This is a genomic window from Dyella sp. SYSU CM1112, assembly GCF_058216415.1.
On record NZ_JBZEGI010000002.1, the window covers coordinates 111,725 to 138,055 of the forward strand.

The following is a 26,331-nucleotide window of genomic DNA, read 5'->3' on the forward strand; positions in this document are numbered from 1 at the left end:
GGATTGAGGAGCCTTTTGGCCCGTGACTGAGTTCATTGTCCGCTTAGTGCAGTTTTGCCGGCGCCACGCCATTTTTGTCGTGCTGTTCTTCTTTGGGCTGGCCGGCGTCAGCATCTGGATCGCCGCTAACCGGTTGGGCGTCGATACCGATACCGATAACCTTTTCGCCAAGACCTTGCCGTGGCGCCAGCATGCCATGGCCTTCGACCGCGAATTCCCCCAGTTCAATAATGTGCTGGCGATCATCGTGCGTGGCGCGACGCCTGAAGAATCCGATGAAACGGCTGCGCAGCTGGCCAAGGCGCTGGAGGCGGACAAAAAACACTTCCTGGATGTCAATCGGCCAGATGCCGATCCCTTCTTTCGCACCGAAGGTTTGCTGCTGCTTGATCCGAACGATCTGGCCAAGATACTCAACTCGTTGATGAACGCACAGCCGTTACTCGGTCCGCTCGCCGCTGATCCGTCGGCGCGCGGATTGTTGAACGGTGTGTCGCTGATGGCAGCAGGCGTACGCATCCAGCATGCCGATCTCTCGCCTTATAAGCCGGCACTGGATCAATTGACGAAGGTGCTCAATAACGCGGCCGACGGCCATCCCACGCCACTTTCATGGCAGAGCCTGCTTGGGTCGGACATCACGCAACAGCCAGAAAACGTGCGATTCGTCTTGACCCATCCCGTGCTTGAAGAGGGCTCGCTGCAGCCGGGTCTTGCCGCCACGCAAGCACTCGAACGCATCAGCAAAACCCTGCCTGACGTGAAAAGCGGCCGTGCGCGCATCGACTACACCGGCTCCGTCGCGCTCGCCGACGTACAGTTCGGCGCACTGACCAAAGGCATCGTCGCCAGCACCATCGTCAGCCTGTTTTTGCTTGCCTTGTGGCTCTATCTGGCGATGCACTCGTTTCGCCGCATCATTCCGATTTTGCTGACGCTGCTGGTCGGCTTTGCACTGACTACAGGGTTCGCAGCGCTTGCCGTCGGAACCTTGAATGTCATCTCTGTTGCATTCGCTGTGCTTTTTGTCGGCCTGGCGGTCGACTTCGGCATTCAATTCGCCGTGCGCCTGCGCGAAATGCGTATGCTGCATGACGACATCAACGTAGCCCTTGCCGAAGGCGCACGCGTTTCCGGCAATCAGATTGCGGTGGCCGCAGCCGCTACCGCGTGTGGTTTCCTGGCCTTCTCACCCACCAGTTTCGTAGGTGTGGCGGAGCTGGGCACGATTGCCGGTGTCGGCATGGGTATTGCGCTGGTATGCACCCTCACGCTTTTGCCGGCGCTGCTTAGCCTGCTGAAGCCACCGCGCCAATGCAAGGAGCTTTCGCTGCCGTTTGGTCCCAGGCTGGACGCAGCCTTGCATCGCCGCCATCGTCCCGTGCTCATCGCATTTGCGCTGATTGGCGTAGCCGGCCTGATCGCTGCGGCGCGCATGCCCTTCGACGCCAATCCGCTCAACACGCAGGATCCCCATTCCGAGCCTATGCGCACATTACGGAGCATGGCCGATAACCCGGTCACCAACCCGTTCAATATCAACATCATGGTGCCCAACCTGGATGCTGCGCGGGCGCTCACCGATAAGCTGTCGAAGTTACCGGAAGTCTCCAGCGTGATTTCCGCCGCTACGTTCGTACCGGCCGACCAGCAAGCCTCACTGGACCAGCTTAATCAGGCACAGGTACTGATGCTGCCTTCGCTGGACGTCGATCCCTCCGCGCCGCCAGTCACTCCTGCAGCGTTGCGATCCGCGATCGCAGACACGCACGATGCCATCGTCGACGCCCATCCGGAAATGCCTGCAGATTCCCCGTTGCGCCCCATCGATGCCGCCCTGCAACGACTCGCCAAAGTGTCCGATGACCGGCTCATGGCGATGAACGAAGCCGTTAGCCGCTTCCTCCCAAAACAATTGGAGAGCTTGCGTGATGCACTCAATGCAAAAGCTGTGACGCTGCAGACCTTGCCCGAATCCATCAAACGCGATTGGGTGAGCCCAAACGGAATGGTGCGTATTCAGGTGTCACCCGCCGCCAATGAGCAGGACACCGCGGGTTTGCGCAGATTCGTCAAAGCCGTGCAGCGCATTGCTCCTGATGCAGGGGGGCCGGCAGTCACCACCATCGCATCGGCGGATACGATCATGCGCGCCTTTCAGCAAGCCGCCGTGCTTGCGATCGTAGCCATCGGCATTGTGCTGATGCTGGTGATCCGGCGCTTCAAAGACGCCGGTATCGTGCTGCTGACGCTTGGCATGTCTGCACTACTGACCGCCTTGCTCGCACGCCTGCTCGGCATGTCGGTGAACTACGCCAATATCATTGCGTTGCCGTTGTTGCTGGGTGTAGGCGTCTCGTTCAATGTGTACTTCGTAATGAACTGGCGCTCAGGCATGCGTCGATTCGTGAGCTCGGCGTCAGCGCGCGCGGTGTTGTTTTCCGCGTTGACGACGGGTACTGCCTTCGGCTCGCTGGCACTGTCGCATGACCTTGGCATGGCCAGCATGGGCCGCATGCTACTGGTCAGCCTGGTCGCCGTGCTGCTGGCCACCTTCATTTTCCTGCCAGCGGTGCTTTACACCATCAAGCCACCGTCGCAGCTCAGCGGCAGCGGGCACTGACGTCGCAAGACGACATATCCCGCATGCAGTCCATGCATGCGGGCAGGTTAAAAAGCAAAAGAATTTTCATTCCATAGGGAACGTGGACGCCCTAGTTAGGCCTCATACTCAGTTGGACGATACTGGCCATCGTCCACCGCTGACGCGATCCCGCTGCTCCAGGTCACGAGCGGTAAAGACCTCCACGAAACCTGCCTTGCAAAGCAACATGCGTACAGCTTCGCCTTGCATCCAGCCGTGTTCGAGCAACAACCATGCTCCGTCGATGAGGTGAGTACCGGCATGGCGGACAATGCGCCGAACATCGTCAAGTCCATCTCGTCCGGAAGCCAGCGCGTGCTGTGGCTCGAAACGCAGATCCCCCTGGCTCAAATGCAGATCGTCACTTTCGATGTAAGGGGGATTGGACACGATGAGATCGAAGCGCTTGCCACGCAAAGGCGCAAACCAATTGCCATGCACGAAATCGACATTGGCAATGCCGTGCCTCGCCGCATTACCCTGCGCCACCGTCAACGCCTCCTTGCTGGCATCAGTGGCCGTGACGCGAGCGAGCGGGCGTTCGCGCGCCACCGCCAGTGCAATCGCTCCTGAACCCGTGCCGAGGTCCAGCACTCTCGACCGCGCGTCGGGAAGAAGACGCTTCAGGGCAAGCTCCACCAGCAACTCGGTTTCCGGCCGGGGAATGAGCGTTGCCCGCGTCACTTCCAGGTCAAGTGACCAGAAGCCGCGCCGCCCCGTGATGTAGGCAATGGGCTCGCCGGCCGCGCGCCGCGTAACCAGCGCTGCATAGGCCTCGACCCTATCCGCTGCAAGAACATCGTCCGCATGGGCGATCAGCCAGCTACGCGATTTGCCAAGAAGATGTAATAGCAACGCTTCCGCATCGACCCGCTCTCCCAGGCGGAGTGTGGCGTCAATAAGAACGTGGCGTATGTCGGGCATGGTGATATCGGGCAGGTCGGAGTTGGATCTAAGCAGCGCCTACGATGCGCTAACGAAGACGTTGGCATCACGGGAAATGTCTGCCATCCAGCCATTTTAGAGTGTGTTGCGCTTCTGCATGGCTTGCCGGCATGAAAAAGGCCGGATGGCTTCCGCCACCCGGCCCCCTCAAACACTTATGTCATTAACGCAGAATCGCCGCCGGATTCTGCTTGGCCTTCAGAGCGGCACACAGCAGCGTCTGCTCGCGCGTCTGCGCCAAACCGCGATTGGCACCAGTGATGTCCTTCACGCGCGGCGCGAAGTAGGCCTCCAGACGATCGGCTTCTGCCTTGGAGCAACCGCCGCCACCTACCAGCCTGGGCAGCATGCCACCCGCAAAGCTGCCGGTGCGCGCCAACACCTGGTCGTAGTGGCCGGTGAACCAATGCCACAGCGCATCGCGCTGGGCTTGGGTATCGCGATCCCCGCGAAGCACCGCAGCCATCTCGCCGACTTTCACCTGTTTGCTCAGCGCAAAGTCGCGCGCTTCATCTGCCAGCGCTGGTGTATCGGCAGCACTCAAGCCAGCCAGCATGGCATTGCGCAATGCAGGGTCGGTGGTCTTTGGCAATTCGGCAATCAACGCATCGACTGCCGGCTTGCCGTGCTCTTGCACGGCAACGGCAAGGGCATCGCCAAGCAAGTCCGGATCGGCAGCAGCCAAATGGAGGCGTCCATCGGATTTACGGGTCAGCGCCGCATCACCCTGCTTGAGCAGGGCCGCGCGCACTTCCGGAATCTTGAAATCCAGCGCCAGCGCATGGGCTAGCGTAGTGCGCAGGATGATGTCGCCATCCGATTCACCCGGCTTGCGCTGATAGCCCAGCTGCTGCATGCGTCCCAAGTAAGCATCTTTTACCCAGGCCACAACCTTGGCGCGCTGCGCATCCGTCACGGCTTCATTGCGATAAATCCAATCCACTGTCTCCAATGGCGCCACGACCACCTCGCGGGTGCTCGCTCCCGCCAACGGCTTGAGAGCAAGCAATGCATCGCCCGCGTCAAGATCACCGTGGCGGAAGCCGGCATCAATGCCATCGGCATACGCCAGTTGTTCGTTGTCACTCAATGCAGCGATGTGCTGGGTGAGATCAGCCCATTCCTTCTTCGCCAAGCTAAAGCGGTAGTAACCGCGCGCATTTGCGTTCGGCATCACCCAGGTCGGTTGACTGGCGTCTGCCAGCATCATGGATCCGGTCGGCTTATCAAACATTTCGCAGCTGACCTTGCTACCGCCGCTCGTGCCATAACGCACGCAAACCGGAATGCCCCATACGCGCTTGGCATCGCCAGTGCTGCCTACGGGCAAATAACGGCTCTGGCTCAAATGCAGAATGGTCTGGCCACCCTTCTGCTCAAGTCGAGTCTGCACATAAGGCACACCCGACTGGTCGAGGAAGCTGTTGAAGGCATGCTTGAATGCATCTCCCTGATGCGCGGCCGTGGCGATCGCGTCGACCAAGTCGTTGGCCGTGGCGTTGCCGAATTTATGCGCCTGGATATAGGCACGCATGCCTTTCTGGAAGACGTCATCGCCGACGTATCCCTCGAACATGCCGATGACGGCCGCGCCCTTCTGATACGTGATGCCATCGAACGCCGTCTCGATATCCCCGTTGCCGGTGATCGGCTGGCGAATCTGACGTGCGCTCACCAGGCTGTCGTTCTGCATGGCGCGTTCGGCACCGATGATGCGATCGAGGTCTGCTCGGTATTCTGGATGCACCTTCATGGTGACCTTCTGTTGCATCCAGGTCGCAAACGCTTCGTTCAACCAGATATCGTTCCACCATGCCAGCGTGACGGTGTCACCGGTCCATTGATGGGCGAGTTCATGCGCAGTGACGTTGAACGAGCCACGTACATATTTGGCGGGCGAGTCCGGATCGAGCAGCAGCAACCAATCACGGAATGTCACCAGTCCGGGATTTTCCATTGCACCTGCGGCAAAATCCGGTGCGGCCAGCAGGTCGAGCTTGCCAAAGGGATAGCCGAAACCGTAGTAGTTTTCGAGCGCATGAATGATGCTCGGCGTTTCGCTGAGCACATGCTGCATGCGATGACCTTCTCCGTGAGCGGCGATCCCGCGCAACGGCAGCACTTCGCTGCGATAGCTGTCTGGCGTGATATCCGGTCCATTGACAATGTCCCACGGTCCCACCGCAAAAGCGACAAGATAGGTCGGCAACGGTCGCGTCTGCGCGAACGTCAGTGTCTTCCACTTCTCACCTGCCGCCGTCTCGCTGATCTGCCTGGTGTTGGCGACGGCCGTCAGATCGGCAGGAATGGTGAGCGTGATGTCATATGGCGTCTTGAAATCCGGCTCGTCAAAGCCAGGGAAGGCGTAGCGCGCGCTGATCGGCTCCATCTGCGTCATCGCATACGGCACACCGGCATGGGTCACCTTGTACAAGCCCTGCAACTGCTCATTGAGAGGTGCCGTGTACTCCACGGTGACCGTCAATGGCTGAGGCTTGAGCACGCTGCCGAAATCGATGCGCGAGACGCCCTCTTTCGGTGCTACGGCCACGTACTTGCCGTCATGTGTCTTTCCAGACGCGTCGGTGATCGTCACCTTGGAAACATCAAGCTCACGACCATCGAGCCAGACATGATCCGCCGCTTGCTTCAGGTCGACCTTGATCGTGGTCGTACCAGAGAATATTTGTGCGGAAGGATCGACTTTGAATGCAAGTCGATACGACTCCGGTACCGCCCATCGTGGCAACTGTTCGTGAGGAGTCTGGTCGGCGGGCGTCGCCGCGAACGCGGCTCCACAGCACACCGCCAGCGCGGTCATCGCAAAAGGACGGATAAAACGATTCACGGGCACCCCACCTGCGTCACAAAAAGATTTTCACGCTAGAGCACGCAGGCGGTTCACCACAGTGCCAGAGGGCATATACCTCCGGTGATTCGCTCACCTCCCCGCCGAGCATTTTGTGCCAGCACGGTTGGCTCGTAACTTTCCGCTTGTATTATCAAAATCGATCACTACTATATCTTCCATAGACCATACCTATAATTCCTCTATGAACTTGCGCGATCTGCATTACTTGGTTTCCCTGGCCGAGCACCGTCATTTCGGACGCGCGGCCGACGCCTGCTTCGTCAGCCAGCCCACCTTGTCTACCCAGATCAAGAAGCTGGAAGACGAGCTAGGGGTTGCTCTCGTGGAGCGGACGCCGCGAAAGGTTCTGCTCACCGACGTTGGCCGTGAAATCGCGAACCGCGCCCGTGAAGTGCTCAACGAGATCGAGCAGATCAAAGGCATTGCTCGCCGCACTGTGGATCCGGAGTCCGGGACCGTGCGACTTGGTATTTTCCCTACCCTTGGCCCCTATCTGCTACCGCACGTGGTGCCGATGGTGCGCGAGCGCTTTCCACGACTTGAGCTGCTTCTTGTGGAGGAAAAGACCGAAACCGTGCTGCATCGGCTGCGCGAAGGAAAGCTCGATGCGGGCATTCTTGCGTTGCCTATCCATGACGACAGCCTGCATTCGGAATTCCTGTTCGAGGAGCCCTTTCTACTGGCCGTTCCGCAATCCCATCCACTCGCCAAACGAACGCATCTGAAGCTCAACGATCTTTCCGATCAGAGCCTGCTGTTGCTGGAGGACGGCCACTGCCTGCGCGACCAGGCGCTGGAGGTTTGCCACATGGCCGGCGCTGGCGAGAAGAGCGGCTTCCGCGCCACCAGCCTTGAAACCCTGCGGCAGATGGTTGCTGCCAACGTCGGCATTACGCTGCTGCCCACCCTCGCCGTGAAACCGCCGGTCGCGCAAGCACCCAACCTGCAACTGGTTGAGTTCAGCGGCCATCCGCCGAGCCGCCGCATTGCGATGGTGTGGCGCAAAAGCTCGGCCATGGGCGGATTCCTCAAGCAGCTGGCGGAGGTCTTCAAGACATTGCCGCACGATCTGCTTGATCCTCATACCGCGACCACCCTGCCTGCCAAGCGCCGCCGGACAACCTGAAGCGGTGAGCCGAGCCATAGTCTCAATCAATCGTCTTCATAAGAACAATCAATTTCATATTTGACTCGCACCGCGTTAGCCTGGGACAGTACGGCCAGTCATGGCCATCTCTTGCATTGCCCTCTCAAGCCCAACGCCACGAGGTGATGTCATGAGCAAGTTGAAAGGCTCCAAGACGGAGCAAAACCTGAAAGACGCATTCGCCGGCGAATCGATGGCCAACCGTCGATATCTTTATTTCGCATCGAAAGCCGACGTGGAAGGCTATAACGACGTTTCCACGGTATTCCGCTCCACCGCCGAAGGTGAGACTGGACATGCTCACGGTCATCTGGAGTATTTGGAGCAGTGCGGCGACCCTGCTACGGGCAAGCCATTTGGCGCAACGCGCTTGAATCTTGAAAGCGCCATCGCGGGTGAAACCCACGAGTACACCGACATGTATCCGGGCATGGCCAAAATGGCGCATGACGAAGGCTTCGATGAAGTCGCCGACTGGTTCGAAACATTGGCCAAAGCGGAACGCTCGCACGCGAACCGCTTCCAGAAGGCCTTGAACGAACTAACTTGATGCAAAGCATCGGCAGGCTCCATTCGGGCCTGCACGGTGCTTCGGGTGCACCTCCCCCTTTACAGGGGGAGGCGGGGAGGAGCAAACCTATCGGACGGGTTGTTACACGTTCTGTCCCGCCCGCTGTCCGGGCGGGAATGTCTCGTCATGAGGGCTGACGACCCGTCGGAGGCAGAAGCTATGGCAGAACCGATCAATACGGCTCGCGAAGGCAACCTGGAAGCACCGACTCGTCATCCGCTGGACTGGATGAAGCCGGAGTTCTGGGAGCGGCAATCCCTCGAAACGGAACTGGAACGCGTTTTCAACATCTGCCACGGTTGTCGCCGCTGCGTCAGTCTTTGTCATGCGTTTCCCACGCTTTTCGATCTCATCGATGCTTCTGAATCGATGGAGATCGACGGCGTCGCCAAGAGCGATTACGGCAAGGTCGTCGAGCAATGTTATTTGTGCGACCTGTGCTACCTCACCAAATGCCCCTATGTGCCACCCCATCCGTGGAATGTGGATTTTCCACATCTGATGCTGCGCGCCAAGGCAGTGGAGTTTCGCGAGCATAAAGCGCCATGGTCGGCGAGGATCCTTTCCAACACACGCGGCGTAGGTAAGCTCGCATCGATTCCGGTCATCGTGCAGACGATCAACGCGACAAACAAGAACAAGACAGCACGCAAGTTGCTCGAAAAAACCATGAACGTGGACGCGCAGGCGCGTGTCCCCACTTACCAGACACCTACCGCACGGAAGCGCTTACGCAAACTCAAAGGCGAAGGCGAACCCCGGCCAGCCGGGCGTACTCGCGGCAAAGTCGCCATCTTCGCAACCTGTTATTGCGATCATTCCGCACCCGGTATCGTGGAAGACCTCGCTGCAGTCTTGCAACACAATGCGATCCCGGTACGTCTGGTGGAGCAGGAAAGCTGCTGCGGCATGCCCAAGTTTGAACTCGGCGACCTGGACACTGTGCGCAAGTACAAAGAGCGGAATATCCCCGTGCTAGCCAGGATGGCGCGCGAGGGCTGGGATTTTACGGCGGCGATTCCTTCCTGCGTCTTGATGTTCAAGCAAGAACTGCCACTGATGTTTCCAGATGAGGAAGACGTCGCCTTCGTAGGCGATCGTTTCTTCGATCCTTTCGAATATCTGGCCGAACGTCACAAGGCCGGATTGTTCGCCATCGATTTCAAGCAGTCGTTAGGCAAGGTCGCGTGGCAGGTGCCTTGCCATCAGCGCGTCCAAAAAATCGGTCCGAAAACCAGCGATATTCTGCAACTGATACCCGGCACGGACGTTGTCACCATCGAACGGTGTTCCGGGCACGACGGTACTTACGGGGTGAAGCACAAGACCTATGCCCTGTCGCGCAAGCTCGCCAAGCCCGTTGAAAACAGAGTCGCGCAGGCTGAGGCCACCCACTTCACCAGCGATTGCCCGATGGCCGGCGGTCACATAGCTCACGGCCTGGATGACAAGCCCGCCGCAGAGCACCCCTTGACGCTACTGCGCAAGGCTTACGGCATTTGATCCGATCCCGGACCCGGAAGCATCCATGCACACGTCATCACATGAAAACTACGCTATGAACAAATTGCAGCGCCACGATCTACTCTCGCTCGAAGCGTATGCCACGCAGCGCCAGGATTTTCGCGCACGCGTCATGGCACATAAAAAACATCGGGGCGTGCGCCTGGGCGAACATCTGCATCTCGTATTCGAAGACCGGCTTACCATTCAATATCAAATTCAGGAAATGCTACGCATCGAACGCATTTTCGAAGCAGCAGGGATCAACGAGGAACTGGACGCTTACAATCCGCTCATACCGGACGGCACAAACCTCAAGGCAACGCTGTTCGTGGAGTACCCGGATGTAGAACAACGCAAACGCGAATTGGCCCGGCTCGTCGATATCGAACACGGTATCGCCCTGACAGTGACAGGGCACACGCCAGTAACTGCCATCGCTGACGAAGACATGGATCGCAGCACGGAAGAAAAGACAGCCGCGGTGCATTTTCTTCGCTTCGAATTGGACGAAGGAATGATTCGGGACTGGAAAGCAGGCGCCGCCGTAATGCTTGCGTCCACGCTTCCAGCCATGCATGAACAAGTGACGCTTACACCTGCGGTGCGGCAGGCACTCGCCGTTGATTTCGACTAATACAAGCCGGGTTCACGGGGCTTTGACTTCGTACGTTCTTTCCTGAGACGTCATTCCCGCCCTTAGGGGAATGACGTCCGCTGATGATTGACGCAAAGAGAGCAATGCAAACGCTCAAGCCAGCAACCCTATCGGGCAGGAAACCCCGGTGCCGCCCAAACCGCAGTAACCATCGGGATGCTTCGATAAATACTGCTGGTGCTCATCCTCAGCGAAGTAGAACGGACCTGCCATGCTTATTTCGGTGGTGACAGGGCCGTAGCCTGCACGCGTCAGTTCCGACTGGAACTGCTTGGCGGATGCTTGCGCGGCGTCGAGTTGCGCAGCCGTTGTCGCGTAAATAGCCGAGCGGTATTGCGTTCCAGTGTCATTACCCTGGCGCATGCCTTGGGTGGGGTCGTGGTTCTCCCAAAACACTTTCAGCAAGGTGTCAAACGATACGCGCGACGGGTCGTACACCACGTCAACGACTTCGGCATGGCCCGTCATGCCGGAACACACTTCGCGATAGCTGGGATGAGGCGTATAGCCGCCTGCATAACCCACCGCGGTGGTCAACACACCGGGCAGATTCCAGAATTTACGCTCGGCGCCCCAAAAGCAGCCCATGCCGAACAGCACGCTTTCGCTGCCCGGAAAGGCATCCTGCCGCAAGGGGCGGCCGTGGACGTGGTGTGCCTGAGATGGCTGTATCGCTTGCTCACGTCCCGGCAGGGCCTCTTCAGGACGAGGCATACGTTGTTTCCAAGCGCCGATGCCAAGCATGACTGCACCTCTTTCGCTTCGATGAGAATGCTGGAAAGGTGTGGCCGCCTGTCAATAATGCAACACCGTATGCAGCGGCACGTCCTGGGGCCATAAGGCGCGTCCCTGCAACGCCAGCAGCTCGATAACCACAGACGCGCCCACCAGTTCGGCACCCAGCTGCTCAAGCAAGTGACGCGCAGCACCCAGTGTTCCTCCCGTTGCCAGTACGTCATCCACCAGCAGTACGCGCTCACCTTCGCGCAAAGTATCAACGCGCGCTTCGAGCCGATCGGTACCGTATTCGAGCTGATATTCCGCATGCACAACCGGCGGCGGCAGCTTGCCCGGCTTGCGCAGCGGCACGAACCCCGCTTTCAATTTTTGTGCGAGGGCGGCAGCGAAAATAAAGCCGCGCGATTCAACGCCGCATACAGCCTGAACGTGGGTATTGCTCCACGGTTCCGCCATGGCATCAATACATCGTGCAAAAGCAGCACCGTCGGCCAGCAATGGTGTGATGTCGCGAAAGGTGATGCCAGGCTTTGGAAAATCCGGCACCGCACGGATCAGGCTTTCAAACGAGGTCATGCATAGCTCCCATTAGACACGCTGCCGTGGACGCAGCGCGCCCAATAGGATACCTGCCAGCGCAAGCATCAATCCTATCCAATCGCCAGCAACGGTCGGCCGCCCCAGCAACACGACATCCAACACGAACGCCAGCGCAGGTTGTAGCAGCAATAACAAGCCCACCAGCGAAGCTGGCAGACGTGGCATCGCTCGTACCATCAAAAGCCAAGCAAGTACCTGCCCGCAAAAGCCCAGTGCCAGCAGCACCCCCAGGTTCCGCATGTCATGCAACACGAACGAATCACCCTCGCCCCATCCCCAAAGTCCCAGAAGCAGCGCACTGAGCAAGCTCATGAGCGCTAGGAATTGCGCCGACGAGAGTCGCGTATGGATTTTCAATGCCCGCCTGAAACTCAGCAGATAAACGGTATAGGCCACGCCGCTACCAAGGCCGAGCCAGATCCCCAGACGATGCCTCGCATCAAATGCGGACCAATGTGCACCGACTAGCAGCCATAAACCGCCCATCGCCAACAGCATGCCCGGCAGAAACCAGCGCGCCAGGCGTTCGCGAAAAAACGCGAAACCAATCCCTGCCATCAGGAACACCTGAAAATTGGTCAGCAAAGTCGCTATGCCGGGACCGACCCACAAGATGCTTCGATGCCATTGAATCAAGTCGGCGGAAAAGCCTAAGGCGGGCAATAGCACCAGGTAGAGATCACGCCAGCCGATTCTTCGCCACCCGCCGCTGATGACCACCCATACCAGCAGCATGCTTCCGCCGAACAGCATCCGATAGAAACCCGATACCGTAGGGGCCGTGTGGGCGTAGACCACGAACAAGCTTGTGCTGGAGAGCAGCGCTGCACCCGCCGCCATCTGGAGAATGGCGTTGCGCAGCGGCACATCATGACCGACGCCCGGGGACGTCGCGGCAGAACCTTCGGACATGGACATCCCTAGCTGGGCTGCAAGGCAGCATCCCCGGTATCGTCATCCAGCTCCTGGATCGCCGATCGGGCTTCGGCCAAGGCTTGATCGATCTCGCGCACAATCGGCTCAGCGATATCCAGGCTGGATTCGGGAACAAGCACCGCGACATAGTCCAGCGCAGGCAGTTGTCCCACCCCCCCGGTCAAATATTCGCCTGAAATAAAGGCAGGCACTTCCGCACTCTCAAGCGCATCTTTCACCAGATGGGCGTCGATCAGGTTTTGGGCTCGGTAGACAATGCGCATGCATGCACGCTACTGCTGTGCGCCTCGCCAGGCAACCAGATATCCCGGCGCATCGACTTTCAATCGTCGGGCATAAGACGATGGGAACCATCCCCTGCGCATTCACCAAAAGGCGCGGATACCCGCCACGCCCTGCCCCCCATGTCTGCGCGCCTCTTCTGCTTGAAGAGGGGTCAAGCCGCCAAGCGCATAGACTGGCAATGCTGCGGAAGCGGCAAGTGCCTGGAACGCCAGCCAGCCCAGGGGCGCGGCTTGCGGATGGCTCTGCGTGGAAGCTACCGGCGAAAGGGTGGCGAAATCGGCCACGCGCATGGCGGCAGCCAGCTCAAGCGCATGGTGACAGCTAGCTCCCACCAGCTGGGTCCATGGCAAGGGACGCTCTGTGAGCTCACCCAGCTGCACGGCGGTCACGTGAACGCCGACGCCTGCTCCAAGTTTGAACGCGCCGTCGATATCGCTGTTGAGCAATAGATGGGCGTTCGCTTGCACGGCTTCCGCTTGCAAGCGGGCCGCCAGCGCACGGACTTGTTCAATGGACCAGAGCGGGAAGCGCAATTCGATCAGCCGCGTCCCCTGCTTGAATGCGGCAGAGATGCGCACGTACCACGCATCGAAGTCATCGGGAACCACCTCTGCAGGCGTGATGGCGTATACGGCAGGGAGGCGTAGCGCCTGCAAAATGGGACGATCCGCGGGGGCCAGCAGAGAGGGATCGGCTTCTGCAGGGAGTACCCACTGCAAAGCCTGTCCTTCAAGAGAAGCGGGGGTACCTTGCCAGCGCGTGAATTGCCACGCATCGAGCAACAGCTGCGCCCCACCTTCATGGCACCAAGGGATGCGGATCAGGGGCACGCCATCGGCAGCATCGACCTGAATACCCAATTCTTCCCGCAGTTCGCGCCTCAAGGCCTGCTGGGGAAGTTCGCCTGATTCGAGCTTTCCTCCGGGAAATTCCCAGAAACCGGCAAGATGCTTCCCAGGCGGACGTTGCGCCAACAGCACCCGGCCCTGCGCATCACGTAGCACACCAGCCATGACGTGCAACGGCGTGCTGCTCGGGTCGCTCATGCAAGCGCTCAATTGTTGCGGATGTACTCGACCATGTCGAAGTCGTAGCTGTGCTCGCTGTCTTTCTTATGATGCGTGCGCTTGACTTCAGTCCAATCACTGAAATGAATACCGGGAAAGAACGTGTCAGCACCTTCGACCGCCGCACCCACCCAAGTTAGGTACATGCGGCGCGCCAACGGCAATGCTTCGTGAAATACCTTGCCGCCACCGATAACCATCAAGCCGGTGCCATCGGCACGCGCTAGCGCTTCCTCGATCGAGCGTACGGTAATCTGCCCCGGAAACGGTGCCTCATGACGAAGCGAGAGCACCAGATTCTCACGATCCGGAAGCGCCCTGCCAATCGAAATCGCCGTGTTGTATCCCATCAGTACGTGTTTGCCGACAGTCAACTGCTTGAACCATTTCAGGTCATCCGGAAGGTGCCAGGGCAGCTGGCCCTTACGACCGATTGCAAAATTCTCGTCGAGGGCAGCGATCAACGATATGGCCATGGAAACTCCGGGAGGTAACAGTTAGGCAGAACGGCACGTGCAGCCGGACACCGCCCCGGCCACGCTGACCGTCCATTATAGCGATACAGGAGGTTGGCAAGCATGCTGAATCTACTGGGGCTGCTAGCGATGGCAACAGCGGCAGCCAGCGCACCGCCGCAACCGTCAGCTCAACTCATTCCGACGCTATGGCAAGCAGGTCACTTCTTCGCGATACCTCAAACAAAAGACGGAAAGACCCTGCGCCTGTTGATCTATACGGGCGGAGGCGGCGCGGCCCACCTCTATTGGCTCAGCACGTCCGCTGCAAAACGATTGGGATGGGCAACTCACGCCTGCGGAAAGGGTGAAGAGGCTATCCAAGTAGTGGATATTCCCCATTTCGCGCCTGATCGTTCATTACCCGCCCCGTTGGTGGGACCGTGCGGCCACGCTGCCATGGTGATCCCCATGCCGAGCAACCCTCTGCATGTCGACGGACAACTGGGCGCCAGTTTTCTGCTTGGACGCATCTGGACCTTCGATTATCCGGACAGACACGTCATATTAGAGCCTTCGAACTGGCAACCCGATCCTGACGCCCATGCCGCGCCACTGCGGTTTCTACGCGACGAGAGCGGCGTCCCCGTCGATGGCTTCGCTCGTATCCGCATCGAGGTCGATGGACAAGCGCTCGACATGCTGCTGGACACGGGTGCCAGCGCGCACCCCACCGAAGCTGGCGAAAAGGCCAGTCGTACGCCTGTCGTCGACGGCATAGGAGTAACGAGCTATATCACCACGAGTACGCTCGAACGCTGGCATGCCAAACATCCTGACTGGGACGTCGTGGACAAGGGCGACGATTTGCACGGAGCCCACCGCGCAACACGCATCATCAAGGTGCCCGAAGTAAGCATCGCGGGATGGTTGGCAGGTCCCATCTGGTTCACCGAGCAACCGGACTACGCGTTTCACACTTACATGGCGCAATGGATGGACAAGCCAACAGAAGGCGCGGTAGGCGCCAACGTATTCCAACACTTCATCATGACCATCGACTATCCGCGCGCTACCGTGTACTTGCGCTGCGTGGAAAGTTGTCATGCGGCTAGACAGCCACGGGTGCCTTGATCCCGGGATGGGGGTGATAGTCTTCGAACGCTATGTCTTCGTAGCGAAAATCGAAAATCGAGGGCACCTGCGGATTGAGTACAAGGCGAGGCAAAGGCCGCGGCTCGCGCGTCAATTGCAGTTGTGCTTGTTCCAGGTGATTTCGGTAGAGATGTGCGTCTCCCAAGGTATGCACGAAATCGCCGACGCCCAGACCGCAAACCTGCGCGATCATATGCGTCAACAAGGCATAACTGGCTATGTTGAACGGTACGCCAAGGAAAATATCGCCAGAACGCTGGTATAACTGGCAGCTCAACTTGCCGTTCGCCACGTAGAACTGAAACAGGGCGTGGCAAGGCATTAACGCCATCTTCGACAGCTCGCCCACGTTCCATGCGCTGACGATCAATCGACGCGAATCCGGATTGCGCTTGATCTCCTCGACCACCCAGCGAATCTGATCCACGGCATGGCCATCGGCAGCCGCCCACGAGCGCCACTGCTTGCCATACACCGGACCAAGGTCGCCGTTCGCATCGGCCCATTCGTCCCAGATGCTGACGCCATGTTCCTTCAGGTAAGCAATGTTGGTATCGCCACGCAGGAACCAGATCAACTCGTGCACGATCGACTTCAGATGCAGCTTCTTTGTGGTGACCAGCGGAAAGCCTTCGCCAAGATCGAAGCGCATCTGGTAGCCGAATACGCTGCGCGTACCGGTCCCGGTGCGATCGGTTTTTTCGGTGCCATGTTCCAGCACATGACGAAGCAGGTCGAGGTAAACGCGCATACCGAAAGTTTACTATGCCGTTGGCGTCGTTTCCGTCTTTGCCAGGGGCAGTGTCGGTGCCCGGCGTGACATCCACAACAGCCAGATACCGATGACGATCAGCGGCAAGGACTGAATTTGCCCCATGGTCAGCCAGCCCCAGGCCAGGTAACCCAACTGGATGTCCGGAACACGCACAAATTCCACGGCGAAACGGAAGCAGCCATACATCAGGGCAAACAGGCCTGAAATCAGATAGCGCGGGCGTGGCTTCATCGACACCAGCCATAGCACGGTGAACATCACCACGCCTTCCAGCGCCAGTTCATACAACTCCGATGGATGCCTGGGCAGGCCACCGTACTGCTGCATGAGCTGGGCCAGATGCGGATTGCCTGCTGCCAGCGCGACATCTTCATCATGCGCATTGGGGAAAATCATGGCCCACGGCACATCCCCCGGCTTACCCCAGAGCTCCCCGTTGATGAAGTTGCCCAACCGCCCCAAGCCCAAGCCCAGGGGAACAAGCGGGGCAACGAAATCCACCGTATCGAAAAAATGCAGCTTGTACCGGCGCGACCACCAGAAACCCGCCACCAGTACACCGAGCAGTCCTCCGTGGAAACTCATGCCGCCATCCCAGACGCGGAACAAGGCCAACGGATCGGTCCAGATCCAGTGGATGCTGCCCGCGTAGTAGAACAACATGTACCAGATACGGCCGCCAAGGATGATACCCATCATCGCGTAGAAGACCAGGTCGCCCAAGGCATCACGGCTCACCGGCAGACGGCCGCGCCTGCGGCGGTACTCCCCCAGCATCCATGCCCCAAGAAAGCCAAACAGATACATCAATCCGTACCAGTGAACCTGGAGTGGTCCCAGGTGGACCGCAATCGGGTTGAAATGCACGACGAAGGGCTGGGACATGATGTAACCACAAAGACTCAAAGCCGGCAGTTTAGCCTTCCCGCGACCAGGACGTCAGGACATGGCGGCAATTTCGTACCCATTCCTACCTCCCAAGCGGCGCGCCACTTCGAAGAATTCGCACGAGGTCATGGCGGAATACACCATCAACCGAATCCTGGAATGCGCACGGTGCTGGATGCAGGGCACAAACCCTACAAGGGCTCACAAACCCAAGGAAGGTCATGGTTTCAACAAGGAAGAACGCCACGTGAGTCGGCGCCATGCAGGGACGACGCTCTTTTTCATTGCCTTGCGCAACAAGCGCGTTTGACGCCGCGCTGCGCAAGGTGCAATGGCTCAAAGCGAATGCTACAAACGACGTCGCCGAGGGTGGCTCAAGAAACCGTCACCTGCGCTTGCAACGACCGGTAATCCCTGCCAACTAAAAACCTGGATCGAGTTCGCATTGGACGATTGCGTACGTCGCAATAGGTAACAAGCAACAGCCTGCGATCACGGTTCGAACGATTGCTTGAAGATCCGTGGACCAGGTTAGGATGAAAATAGAGCAGGCTCCCCATTGGTCCTTCGGCAGACACCTGCCCTCCCGCTTGCCGCAGCGCTTCGACCTGGGCATCACCAAGCGTATAGCTCTCCCCCGTAACCACTTCACGCTGCCGGGGATCGGACGTCGATTGCACAAACGGCAGCACCGGTAAGACTCCACCAGCATGCGAACCGGGGATGAGCTGTATCGGCCCACTGTCAGACCCCACGTCATCCAAAAAGACGACCGCATTGATCAAAGCGGCGGATGGCAGCTGATCCTCGTTTTTCCAATAAATAAAATCCTGATGCCAACTCCACGCCCCACCTGTATATGCGCGCTTGAAGTTGACCTTCAGTTGATAGATATACAGATCATCGCCTAGCAACTGTTGTGCGGGACGTAACAAGCGGCTATCGCGCGCCATCTCGGCCAATGCGCCCGTCTTCAGATGCGAGCAATAAATCGAACGTGGGGTACGACCGTCCTCTTCCGTGATATAGCCCTCGCTGCAATCCTTCAGCAGTTCAGACAATGCGCCCTCCAGTTCCGATACATCGCACAAGAACCGCGGTAAAAGCAGGTAGCCCTGGCTTGCGTAATGTTGCCGCTGCTCGCCGCTCAACTCCATAAGCGCTCTCCTGTATTGGCAAACACCACATCACTAATGCCCTTCCACATCTGCAACTGATGCTGAGCTATGAATTCAAAATTCTTTTGCACGATACCGGGATGTCGCATCCATATTTTTTCAAGCGGCCCAAAGGTGCTCCCGAAGTGGTCGCCACCACGATGCACGTCAAAGAACGTAAGCGCATCCCCCTTGATACCGAGCCTTTCCGCGAGCCGATAGAGGTTTTCGTAATCGGTATTATCGAGAAACTCATAGGCCGAAAAGATCGACCATTTTCCGTCCCAATCTGTTTCGAGCAACGCCTGCACATGGCCCTCATCGAAGGCCATGAGGAAAGGCGCATAGTGCTCGTTACTCAGCACCTCTTGGCGGATGTCCGGATCAATGCATTCGGCGAAGCGGAAAAATAGCTGCTCATGAGGTTCATGATCTTCCCCAAGCGTACCGAGCTCATCGGCAATATTGCGCATAATGATGCCCTGGCATTCACCCTTCGGCGCCCAGCTCGCCATGATCCACAGAAACCGATGGAAGTGGCCGCGCGCGTGATAGAAGAGGCGGCAAAACAACTTTGCCTGGTCCCGATTAATGTCTTCAACTACACCGGCAAAAAGAGGAACGTTATTCGCCTGCTTCTGATAATCCGATTCCCACGAATGCAAAAATTCCACAAGGGTATTCATACCGATGATGCTCCGTGTTCCGAACAGGTCGTTATATTCCCCTTGGCATGAGCGCGGTTCCGTGACCGCAGGCAGAGCAAGCTTGCGATGCAACTCACAGTTTTTACAGCTTGCAAGCCATCTGTGCTGACCTAAACCCCGCCTTCACTGTGCCTATATTTTTTCTACACATATCCCACACGTTTTCGCGACAGATACCTCGGTGTCGCCCATCGCGTAGACATCCTGTGGCGGGAATCTTGCGGCGGCCAGGCATCACCAGGCATGCAGGGGCTAAAAGGTTCCTGGGCTTTACCGAAGTGATGCCATCGCATACGGCGGTTGATCAGGCGACGGAGTCTATATGCATGGATGACTCACGCAACACGCTACCGAACTGGCCCGATGAGGTGGCATCAGCATATTAAAGCGTTCTCGCAACATAACAAAAAGCCGCCGTCAGACGGCCTTTCTGCTACGCATCAACCGCCCGAATGCATGGCGACCATGTCGGCCTTGGTGCGCTCCAGCGCAATCACACTAGTGGGCGATTTACCCATGGCCGTTTTCAATTCTCGATAGACGTTCAGCACCATTTGGCCATAGCCGCGTGCCAACGCGACATCGTGGCTATGGTAATAACCGATGCGCAACACCGGGTCGCCGCTCTCTTTCATCGCCTTGCGCAACAAACGTGTTCCGATATCAATATTGCGTGCTGGATTGAGCAATGCGATGGGATCGGGCTCCATATCGCGGTGCATGGGGTAATAGACCTGCATGATGCCGACATCCTGCACGGGCACTGCCAGGAGATTAGCCAATTCGATGGCATGTTCCGACTGGGCACGCGTGCCGTTGTGCAAGTGACCGTTGATACGCACGATCCACGGACTTGGAGCCACCGACCCATCTGGCTGCACCCCGCGACTTTCGACTAGCGCGATCGCATAAATAAGGACCGGGTCGATGTGATAACGCGCACCGGCCCTTGCCCACAAGCTAGCAGGCGACGTGACGTCAAGATTGAATCCTCCCGCATGATTGCTAGGCGCCTGTGCCACCACGACGATCGTGCCATCGCCTGCGAGTCCAAGTGCCGTGTCACGTGACTGATTGGAGAGACCTACCTTAGCCGTTCTTCGCGTGGGCAACTGATAAATGGATGAATCCGGCATACGCACGGATTTAGATGACGCAACCGGGTGCTCGACCCGCGCCTGCGCCACGGCCGCCGACGCCACAGTTGCAGACATGCGATGGGCATGCCAACTGTGCATGGCCAACGCAACCCCAGCAATCGCCGCCATCGATCCCAGGTATCCAACCAACGGAACACGATAGGTAATTGCGCGCTGCTTCAAGCCAGACAGCATGGCGACATCAAGCGGCAGCTTCAAAGGCCCTGGGCGATACGTCGCCATCCACTGCCGAACCAAGCTGAGCCCTATCGGCCTTACATCGTTGCGTTGAATTCGGACGGCAATATGGCGGCGCGCCGCCCATCCCTGCGGACCGACCATCAGGATTTTCTTCCCTGATGCTTGCCCACCCGCCGCGCGCTGCCCCCAAAATGCTGCGGGCGCACACAGCACGACCCGCTGCGTCGCATGCGGACGATTTTTAGCCAGGGGGGATTCTGGTCCGGCCAAAGTCATGGAAATTTACGTTTGGCCGAAAACGCTTTCGAGCACACCACGAGTCAACATCCTGACGGCGCCAAACGGCGAGTCGGATAGACAAGCACAAATCGGGCCGAGCGCCAAGCGTCCTGTCAGTGGAAGCAGCGCATCCGTGGCCGTCACAAGGCAACCTCACCGCCCCTCCCAGACCGCCAAAACCCCACCCTTTTTTGGCCAGCAACATCCATCGCGCCGGTCATAAGCACAACAAGACATTTCCCCATGACATTTTTTTGCCGGATGCCTAAGTTTTGATCGTCGCCACTATTCAAGCAGGCTGCGCAATGATTTCAAAAAAATGTCCCGACACGCGCTCATTTTTTGCAAGTCTTCGTTCGTATCTGCACGCGTGGTCCGAGCTTTGGTTTCATCACAGCGGCTTATGTGTTCCATCACACCGCTCTCACTGGGCGCAATGTGGAAAAACCTCGCTGCAAGAGCAATTTCCTATTGGCATTACGCATCAGTCCAGAGTACTCGAAGTGCTTGGAACACCCGATTCGGAAAGCCATCTGCCGCATGCCACCTTTTGGCATTATCACGTGCAGGAATACTGGAGGCCTCTTTCTACACTTTGCGCAGAGCCGCCGCTGATGCGCCGCCATGAACTTGAGTTCATCTTCGACGCTCAAGGCAAACTTAATGGCGTGAACAAATCCATGCATTGATACCGCTGCGCTTTTTCCAAGCCTTGCGCTTTATAACGCGCAGCTTTTGCCGCTTGTCGCCCGCATGCTCGCGGCACCCTTATTTCTGCCGCCAATGACGGCGCCAGGATGCAGCCGTGAGTATTTCTCCACGGCGCCAGCGCTACGGACCGGCATTCATGATGTGGACGCGGGATGATCAAGAACACGTGTTCCCTTGGTCGTCGTAAGCGAACGCCGGTCACCGAAAACAACAAAGGCCTGCGGAACCGCAAGCCTTTGTTTTGTCTGGCGCCCGAAGTTGGACTCGAACCAACGACCCCCTGATTAACAGTCAAGTGCTCTAACCGGCTGAGCTATTCGGGCGGGGAGCTGCATAGTTTGAGGAAATTGGCCATGGCCTGTCAAGCCATGACCGTGTTCACGAACCCGCTTAGTTGGTCAGCACGCGGTAGCAAGGTACGTAAGCGGTACCGCCGGGAAGCTTCATGCGGTGTTGTTGCACAAAAGCCTGCAACAAGCGGTCAAGCGCCCGCATGATTTCGGTCTCACCGTCGATCTCGAAGGGGCCGTATTTTTCGATGGCTCGCACGCCCTCGTCCTTCACATTGCCGGCAACGATGCCGGAGAACGCTCGCCTCAGGTCGGCAGCGAGTTCGTGCCGGGGACGATCACGATGGATCGCCAAGGCGCGCATGGCCTCATGGGTGGGCACGAAAGGCTGTTGGAATGCCAGCGGGATGCTCAATGACCAGTTGAAGAAAAACGCGTCTTTGTTATCCAGGCGATGATGCCGCACCTTGTCGATGCCGCGCACGACTTCATGCGCTACGGCGATGGGGTCGTCCACGATGATTTTGTAATGCTGAGCGACCTCGTCGCCGAGCGCCAACCTTAGGAACGTGTCGATCTGCTCGAAATAAGCGGCCGACTGTTTGGGGCCGGTGAAAATCAGGGGGAACGGAATGCCGGCATTGTCCGGATGCAGCAAGATACCCAGCAGATAGAGTATCTCCTCCGCTGTACCTGCGCCCCCCGGAAACACAACGATGCTGTGGCCCATGCGTACGAATGCTTCGAGCCGCTTCTCGATATCCGGCATGATCACCAGCTGGTTCACGATCGGGTTGGGCGATTCCGCCGCGATGATGCCGGGCTCTGTCACGCCAATATAGCGATCGCTGCGCCGACGTTGCTTGGCGTGCGCGATAGTGGCGCCTTTCATCGGACCTTTCATGGCGCCCGGACCACAACCGGTGCAGATGTCCAGCCCTCGCAGACCAAGCTGATAACCTACCGACTTGGTGTATTCGTATTCGTCACGCGATATCGAATGCCCACCCCAGCAGACGGCGAGGTTGGGATCGATTTGCGGCTTGAGGATGCGTGCGTTGCGCAAGATCTCGAACACAGCATGGGTAATGCCGACTGTATCGTCGAGATCGAACGCACCCTGCGCTAATTGCGTCGACACGTAGACGATATCCCGCACCACGGCAACCAACAGCTCGTTGATGCCACGAATGATCTGCCCATCGACGAAGGCCTTGGCGGGTGCATGGGACAGCTCGATTTTGATGCCCCGGTCCTGTTGCAGCACCTGAATGTCGAAATTCGGATATTGCTCGAACATACCGCGCGGATCGTCACCCACATCACCGGAGGTCAACACTGCCAGCGCGCAGCGACGCAACAGACCGTGCAAGCCCGACCCACTGGCGTCACGCAAGCGCACCACTTCATTGCGAGAGAGAATATCCAGTCCACCGGCAGGCGAAATGCGCGCACTCACCGTTGCAGGCTTGCCGGATTTGTCGATCTGCGTGTCATTCATTCCCATTCTTCTCCTACCACTTCCTACATAAGGGCATGCGTGCGTTTGCCGCAGCCCGGCCACCTAGCATCTCGCCTGGGCGTGGCAGGGTCAATGGATCGCCAACACCAGGCATTGGCGCACACAAAAAAAGAAGCCCTGCGACAAGCGCAGGGCTTCTTGGACATTGCGTATGCACCGCATCACGCGGCCATGGCAAACCTCGGACTTACTGGAACGATGCGCCGACGGTGACCATGTATGTACGCGGCTGCAGCAGGCCGTAGTACGGCGTGCTCGCATACAACGACGGATACAGCTTCTCGCCAGAGGTGGCCAGGAACTGCGCGGAGCCCACGTACGAGAAAGCACGCTTGTCGGTGAGGTTGGACAGGTTGAGCTTGATGTACGGCTTCTTCAACCAATCCCAATCGCCGAAACGATAGCCTGCGCTGAAGTTGAAGGTGGTGAAGCCACCTACATGCTCGGTGTTCAGGTAATCGCCATACAGCGAGCTGGTGACACGGCCGTTGAGGGTCGCCCACAGGCGCGAGTCATCGTAGCTCAGGCTCAGGTTGCCGATGTTCTTGGCGGTATCCGGCATCATCTTGCCGTTGGTCGGATACATACCATCGCCACCGCCATCGATGCTGCCTACGATGTCCGCCTTGGTATAGGTGTACGAGGAGTAGACGGTCCAATCCTGCGCAACCTTGTAGCTGATCTCGCCGTTGAAGCCGCGCATGTGCATGCGATTGATGGCGGTGTAATACGTCTGACCGTTGGCTTCGTCGTACGCGCTTTCCTGCTTGTTGCTGTAGTTGCTGTTGTACAGGTCCGCGCTGGCCGAAATCGCGTCACCGTAGTAACGCCAGCCGAGATCGGTATTCCATGACGTTTCCGGCTTCTTCAGATCCTGGCCCACAAAAGAGTTGAGCAGAACCACGGTATTGGTAGGCACGCGGAAGGTCTTACCGGTACCGATAAAGAACTGATTGTGCTCATCCAATTGGAACTTGATGCCCGCCGTCGGCAGGAATTTGTTCCAGGATGCGTCGGCCGTGGTGTAGGTCTGCTGCTTGGAGACCGAACCCGCAAACGAACCGGGATAGTCATAACCCCAAGCCGTGCGATTGGCATGCAGGAAGGAGGCGCCTGCCGTGAAGGTCCACTGATCGGTCGGTGTCCAGTTGTCGGTGACGAAGCCCTTCTCGATTTCAGTGTTGGTGTACTCGTGGTAGTAGGTCATCGGCATACCGCTCGGGTACGTGATGTAGTTGGAATTACCCCACTCGCTCGCCGGCTGGCCATTGGCGTCGACCTGGAAGTAGCTGTCGTCCTGGGTCTTGCGTGAATCTTCGTACCAGAAGCCATATTCCAAGCTGTTATCCAGCCCGAAGTCCTGGTTGAACTTGACAATCACGCCAGGGCGATAGGTCAGGGCAGCTGAGTACGAGTACACCACGCCCTGTTCGCCATTGACGACGGCGCCGCTGTTGTTGACGTCCATATCGGCATAGCCGAAGCGGTCGGTGTTCGCCGTGCTTTCGGTGACCGTGGCTGCCGAACCGCCACCGCCATTGCCGTACCAGAAATACGGAATCACCGACACGTGCAGGCTATTGGTCAGCTTGAATTCGCCGTCCAAGCTGAAGAGATAGCTGCGGAACGGATTGGTGCGCAGACCGTAGTAGTACGTGTCATTGCTGATCGCGTTCTTGAGTGCGGTACCCGTGAGACCTGCGGTCGGAATCCAGGTGGTGTTGTAATCGGTGAAATAACCGTTCTGCGCAACCTGCTGCTTGGAAACGGTTTCGTAGTTGATGTTGTTTTCGCGGTTGTATTGCAGCGATGCGCTGATCGAATCGTCATCGTCGATCGTCCACACCGACTTGCCATCAACCTTGGTGACGTCCAGCTTTCCCTGGCCACGCCACTTGTCGGCGGTGTTGTCCGAATACGACACCCAGGAGCGCACCGGACCGAGATCGCCCGTGTTCAAGCGGAAAAAGGTGCGGCGATAATCGTTGCCGCCGACGGTCTGGGTGAAATCAACGCCGCCCTGATGCGAAGGATCGATGGTGGCCCAGCCGATATGGCCGCCGCTCGCGCCGGAGTCAGGCATATCCACATCTGGAATACCCTGCAGCACGGTGATATCGCCCATATTTTCGGAGTCGCCATATTCCGTGGCGTAAACCGAATAGCTGCCGGTATCAGTAATCGGCGCACCGTTGACGGTCATGCCGATGTCGGACGAATCGTAACCGCGGATGCTGTAGTGGCCATTCGCCAGGCCGGTGACGTCATCCGTCGCCGCATTGACGCCAGGGATCGTGGCGATCATCTGCGTAAAATTGCTGCCCGGGCTCGCTTTTTCGATAGCTTCGCGCGTAATGGTCGACACAGCCTTGGGTGCTGTCTGCACCGACATCAGGCCGCCACCCAGTGACAGCGATTGTGCCTGCACCGTTACCTGCGACATCTGCTTTACGTCACGCTGGGTGGCGTTGGCCGTCGTAGTGTTGGAGGTGCTGGATGCGTTGACGCGCTGCTGGACCGTCGTACTGCCCTGGCCAGTCTGGGTTTGATCGTTGCCGGTGGTCTGTGCCATCACGACACCGGTCGTCATGCAACAGGCCATGGCAATCGCTGCGGAAAGATGCGTACGTTTCATTAAGAGCCCCGTAGTCCGGTTATTGATTTAAAAAGCTTGGCACCGCTTGTTTTTGGTATGGCCGCTTGAACACTTGCGATGAGCACGCCATCAGCCGACCTCTCCAGACCTTGCGCCGCGGCAATTCTTCGACACAAAAAGGCTCGGGCTCATGAATCGCATGAGCCGCTTCGGCCTTCTCTGGAACCCTAGGTTTTGCGATTTTCGGGAGCGAAGCAAACTACTTCGATCCGTTGACTCACCCTGGACAATACGTGCAAGTGACTGACTCCAGCGCCTTTCTCAGCCTCATGACAAGCTTGAGCCCCGAAAGCGCGGCCACGTATCCTTAGCGATACCTTAGCACGATTGCACATAAGCTTTACATTAATTTTACAGTAGCATCTCAGCTGGTGCAAAGCACCATTGCGCGCGCAGAACGGCAGGCCGCGCCCTTGCGCGGCCTGCCGTT

Annotated in this window: 22 protein-coding genes and 1 tRNA gene; 7 read left to right on the top strand and 16 right to left on the bottom strand. The window is 58.1% G+C overall.

Translation table 11 applies throughout. The features are described 5' to 3' along the window. Positions 1–22 precede the first annotated feature (22 nt). On the top strand, positions 23–2,623 hold the full coding sequence (locus tag AC4HNJ_RS03645; RefSeq protein ID WP_490478170.1) for an MMPL family transporter: 2,601 nt from the start codon (positions 23–25) through the stop codon (positions 2,621–2,623). A gap of 108 nt (positions 2,624–2,731) precedes the next feature. On the opposite strand, the gene prmC is transcribed toward AC4HNJ_RS03645, so the two are convergent. Both prmC and AC4HNJ_RS03655 read right to left on the bottom strand, forming a co-directional pair. Beyond that, positions 2,732–3,568: a peptide chain release factor N(5)-glutamine methyltransferase gene (prmC, locus tag AC4HNJ_RS03650; RefSeq protein ID WP_490478171.1), complete on the bottom strand. Its 837-nt coding sequence runs from the start codon at positions 3,566–3,568 to the stop codon at positions 2,732–2,734. A gap of 184 nt (positions 3,569–3,752) precedes the next feature. Beyond that, entirely contained in the window at positions 3,753–6,410 is a 2,658-nt protein-coding gene (locus AC4HNJ_RS03655; protein WP_490478563.1) for a M1 family metallopeptidase, read from the bottom strand. A gap of 232 nt (positions 6,411–6,642) precedes the next feature. On the opposite strand from AC4HNJ_RS03655, the gene oxyR reads away from it, so the two are divergent. The 4 genes from oxyR (at position 6,643) to AC4HNJ_RS03675 (ending at position 10,319) form a co-directional block, all read left to right on the top strand. Beyond that, positions 6,643–7,587: a DNA-binding transcriptional regulator OxyR gene (gene oxyR / locus AC4HNJ_RS03660; RefSeq protein WP_490478172.1), complete on the top strand. Its 945-nt coding sequence runs from the start codon at positions 6,643–6,645 to the stop codon at positions 7,585–7,587. Between the two features lie 151 nt (positions 7,588–7,738). After that, positions 7,739–8,158, top strand: a complete 420-nt coding sequence (locus AC4HNJ_RS03665; protein ID WP_490478173.1) for a rubrerythrin family protein — start codon at positions 7,739–7,741, stop codon at positions 8,156–8,158. A 180-nt stretch (positions 8,159–8,338) separates the two neighbouring features. Continuing rightward, positions 8,339–9,682: a (Fe-S)-binding protein gene (locus tag AC4HNJ_RS03670; RefSeq protein ID WP_490478174.1), complete on the top strand. Its 1,344-nt coding sequence runs from the start codon at positions 8,339–8,341 to the stop codon at positions 9,680–9,682. Between the two features lie 55 nt (positions 9,683–9,737). Further along, a complete protein-coding gene (locus tag AC4HNJ_RS03675; protein WP_490478175.1) occupies positions 9,738–10,319 on the top strand; it encodes a DUF3501 family protein in 582 nt (193 codons plus the stop codon). A 114-nt stretch (positions 10,320–10,433) separates the two neighbouring features. Here the strand turns inward: AC4HNJ_RS03675 and msrA are convergent, their stop codons facing one another. The 6 genes from msrA to AC4HNJ_RS03705 all read right to left on the bottom strand — a co-directional run bounded on the left by msrA (position 10,434) and on the right by AC4HNJ_RS03705 (position 14,442). Beyond that, positions 10,434–11,084 (bottom strand): peptide-methionine (S)-S-oxide reductase MsrA, encoded by a 651-nt coding sequence (msrA, locus tag AC4HNJ_RS03680; RefSeq protein WP_490478176.1) that lies wholly within the window; start codon positions 11,082–11,084, stop codon positions 10,434–10,436. Between the two features lie 51 nt (positions 11,085–11,135). Next, complete coding sequence (locus AC4HNJ_RS03685) at positions 11,136–11,654, bottom strand: adenine phosphoribosyltransferase (protein WP_490478177.1); 519 nt, start codon at positions 11,652–11,654, stop codon at positions 11,136–11,138. A 12-nt stretch (positions 11,655–11,666) separates the two neighbouring features. Continuing rightward, positions 11,667–12,590, bottom strand: a complete 924-nt coding sequence (locus tag AC4HNJ_RS03690) for a DMT family transporter (RefSeq protein WP_490478178.1) — start codon at positions 12,588–12,590, stop codon at positions 11,667–11,669. Between the two features lie 8 nt (positions 12,591–12,598). Then, positions 12,599–12,877, bottom strand: a complete 279-nt coding sequence (locus AC4HNJ_RS03695) for a putative signal transducing protein (protein ID WP_490478179.1) — start codon at positions 12,875–12,877, stop codon at positions 12,599–12,601. A gap of 102 nt (positions 12,878–12,979) precedes the next feature. After that, the gene (locus AC4HNJ_RS03700; protein ID WP_490478180.1) at positions 12,980–13,945 is read right to left on the bottom strand and encodes a Nudix family hydrolase; all 966 of its coding nucleotides are present in this window, start codon (positions 13,943–13,945) and stop codon (positions 12,980–12,982) included. 8 nt (positions 13,946–13,953) lie between these two features. Beyond that, a complete protein-coding gene (locus AC4HNJ_RS03705) occupies positions 13,954–14,442 on the bottom strand; it encodes a dihydrofolate reductase (RefSeq protein WP_490478181.1) in 489 nt (162 codons plus the stop codon). 102 nt (positions 14,443–14,544) lie between these two features. Between AC4HNJ_RS03705 and AC4HNJ_RS03710 the strand changes: the two genes are divergently transcribed. Beyond that, positions 14,545–15,555: a hypothetical protein gene (locus AC4HNJ_RS03710; protein ID WP_490478182.1), complete on the top strand. Its 1,011-nt coding sequence runs from the start codon at positions 14,545–14,547 to the stop codon at positions 15,553–15,555. Here the strand turns inward: AC4HNJ_RS03710 and AC4HNJ_RS03715 are convergent. The 5 genes from AC4HNJ_RS03715 to AC4HNJ_RS03735 form a co-directional block, all read right to left on the bottom strand. Next, positions 15,533–16,327, bottom strand: a complete 795-nt coding sequence (locus AC4HNJ_RS03715) for a thymidylate synthase (protein ID WP_490478183.1) — start codon at positions 16,325–16,327, stop codon at positions 15,533–15,535. The genes AC4HNJ_RS03710 and AC4HNJ_RS03715 overlap by 23 nt on opposite strands. Positions 16,328–16,339: 12 nt before the next feature. Continuing rightward, a complete protein-coding gene (gene lgt, locus AC4HNJ_RS03720) occupies positions 16,340–17,236 on the bottom strand; it encodes a prolipoprotein diacylglyceryl transferase (protein ID WP_490478184.1) in 897 nt (298 codons plus the stop codon). A 377-nt stretch (positions 17,237–17,613) separates the two neighbouring features. Next, positions 17,614–18,396, bottom strand: a complete 783-nt coding sequence (locus AC4HNJ_RS03725) for a phytanoyl-CoA dioxygenase family protein (RefSeq protein ID WP_490478185.1) — start codon at positions 18,394–18,396, stop codon at positions 17,614–17,616. Beyond that, on the bottom strand, positions 18,387–19,082 hold the full coding sequence (locus AC4HNJ_RS03730; protein ID WP_490478186.1) for an iron-containing redox enzyme family protein: 696 nt from the start codon (positions 19,080–19,082) through the stop codon (positions 18,387–18,389). The genes AC4HNJ_RS03725 and AC4HNJ_RS03730 overlap by 10 nt, the downstream gene beginning before the upstream one ends. A gap of 461 nt (positions 19,083–19,543) precedes the next feature. After that, positions 19,544–20,584, bottom strand: a complete 1,041-nt coding sequence (locus AC4HNJ_RS03735; RefSeq protein WP_490478187.1) for a lytic transglycosylase domain-containing protein — start codon at positions 20,582–20,584, stop codon at positions 19,544–19,546. A 410-nt stretch (positions 20,585–20,994) separates the two neighbouring features. Here AC4HNJ_RS03735 and AC4HNJ_RS03740 point away from each other — a divergent pair, with 410 nt between their 5' ends. Then, the gene (locus tag AC4HNJ_RS03740) at positions 20,995–21,411 is read left to right on the top strand and encodes a hypothetical protein (protein WP_490478188.1); all 417 of its coding nucleotides are present in this window, start codon (positions 20,995–20,997) and stop codon (positions 21,409–21,411) included. A 268-nt stretch (positions 21,412–21,679) separates the two neighbouring features. Here the strand turns inward: AC4HNJ_RS03740 and AC4HNJ_RS03745 are convergent. The 3 genes from AC4HNJ_RS03745 to AC4HNJ_RS03755 form a co-directional block, all read right to left on the bottom strand. Continuing rightward, positions 21,680–21,756 (bottom strand) — tRNA-Asn (locus AC4HNJ_RS03745). Between the two features lie 67 nt (positions 21,757–21,823). Next, positions 21,824–23,224 carry a nucleotide 5'-monophosphate nucleosidase PpnN gene (ppnN, locus tag AC4HNJ_RS03750; protein ID WP_490478189.1) on the bottom strand — a complete coding sequence of 467 codons (1,401 nt, stop codon included), beginning with the start codon at positions 23,222–23,224 and terminating at the stop codon, positions 21,824–21,826. Between the two features lie 208 nt (positions 23,225–23,432). Next, complete coding sequence (locus AC4HNJ_RS03755) at positions 23,433–25,880, bottom strand: TonB-dependent receptor (RefSeq protein ID WP_490478190.1); 2,448 nt, start codon at positions 25,878–25,880, stop codon at positions 23,433–23,435. Between the last annotated feature and the right edge of the window lie 451 nt (positions 25,881–26,331).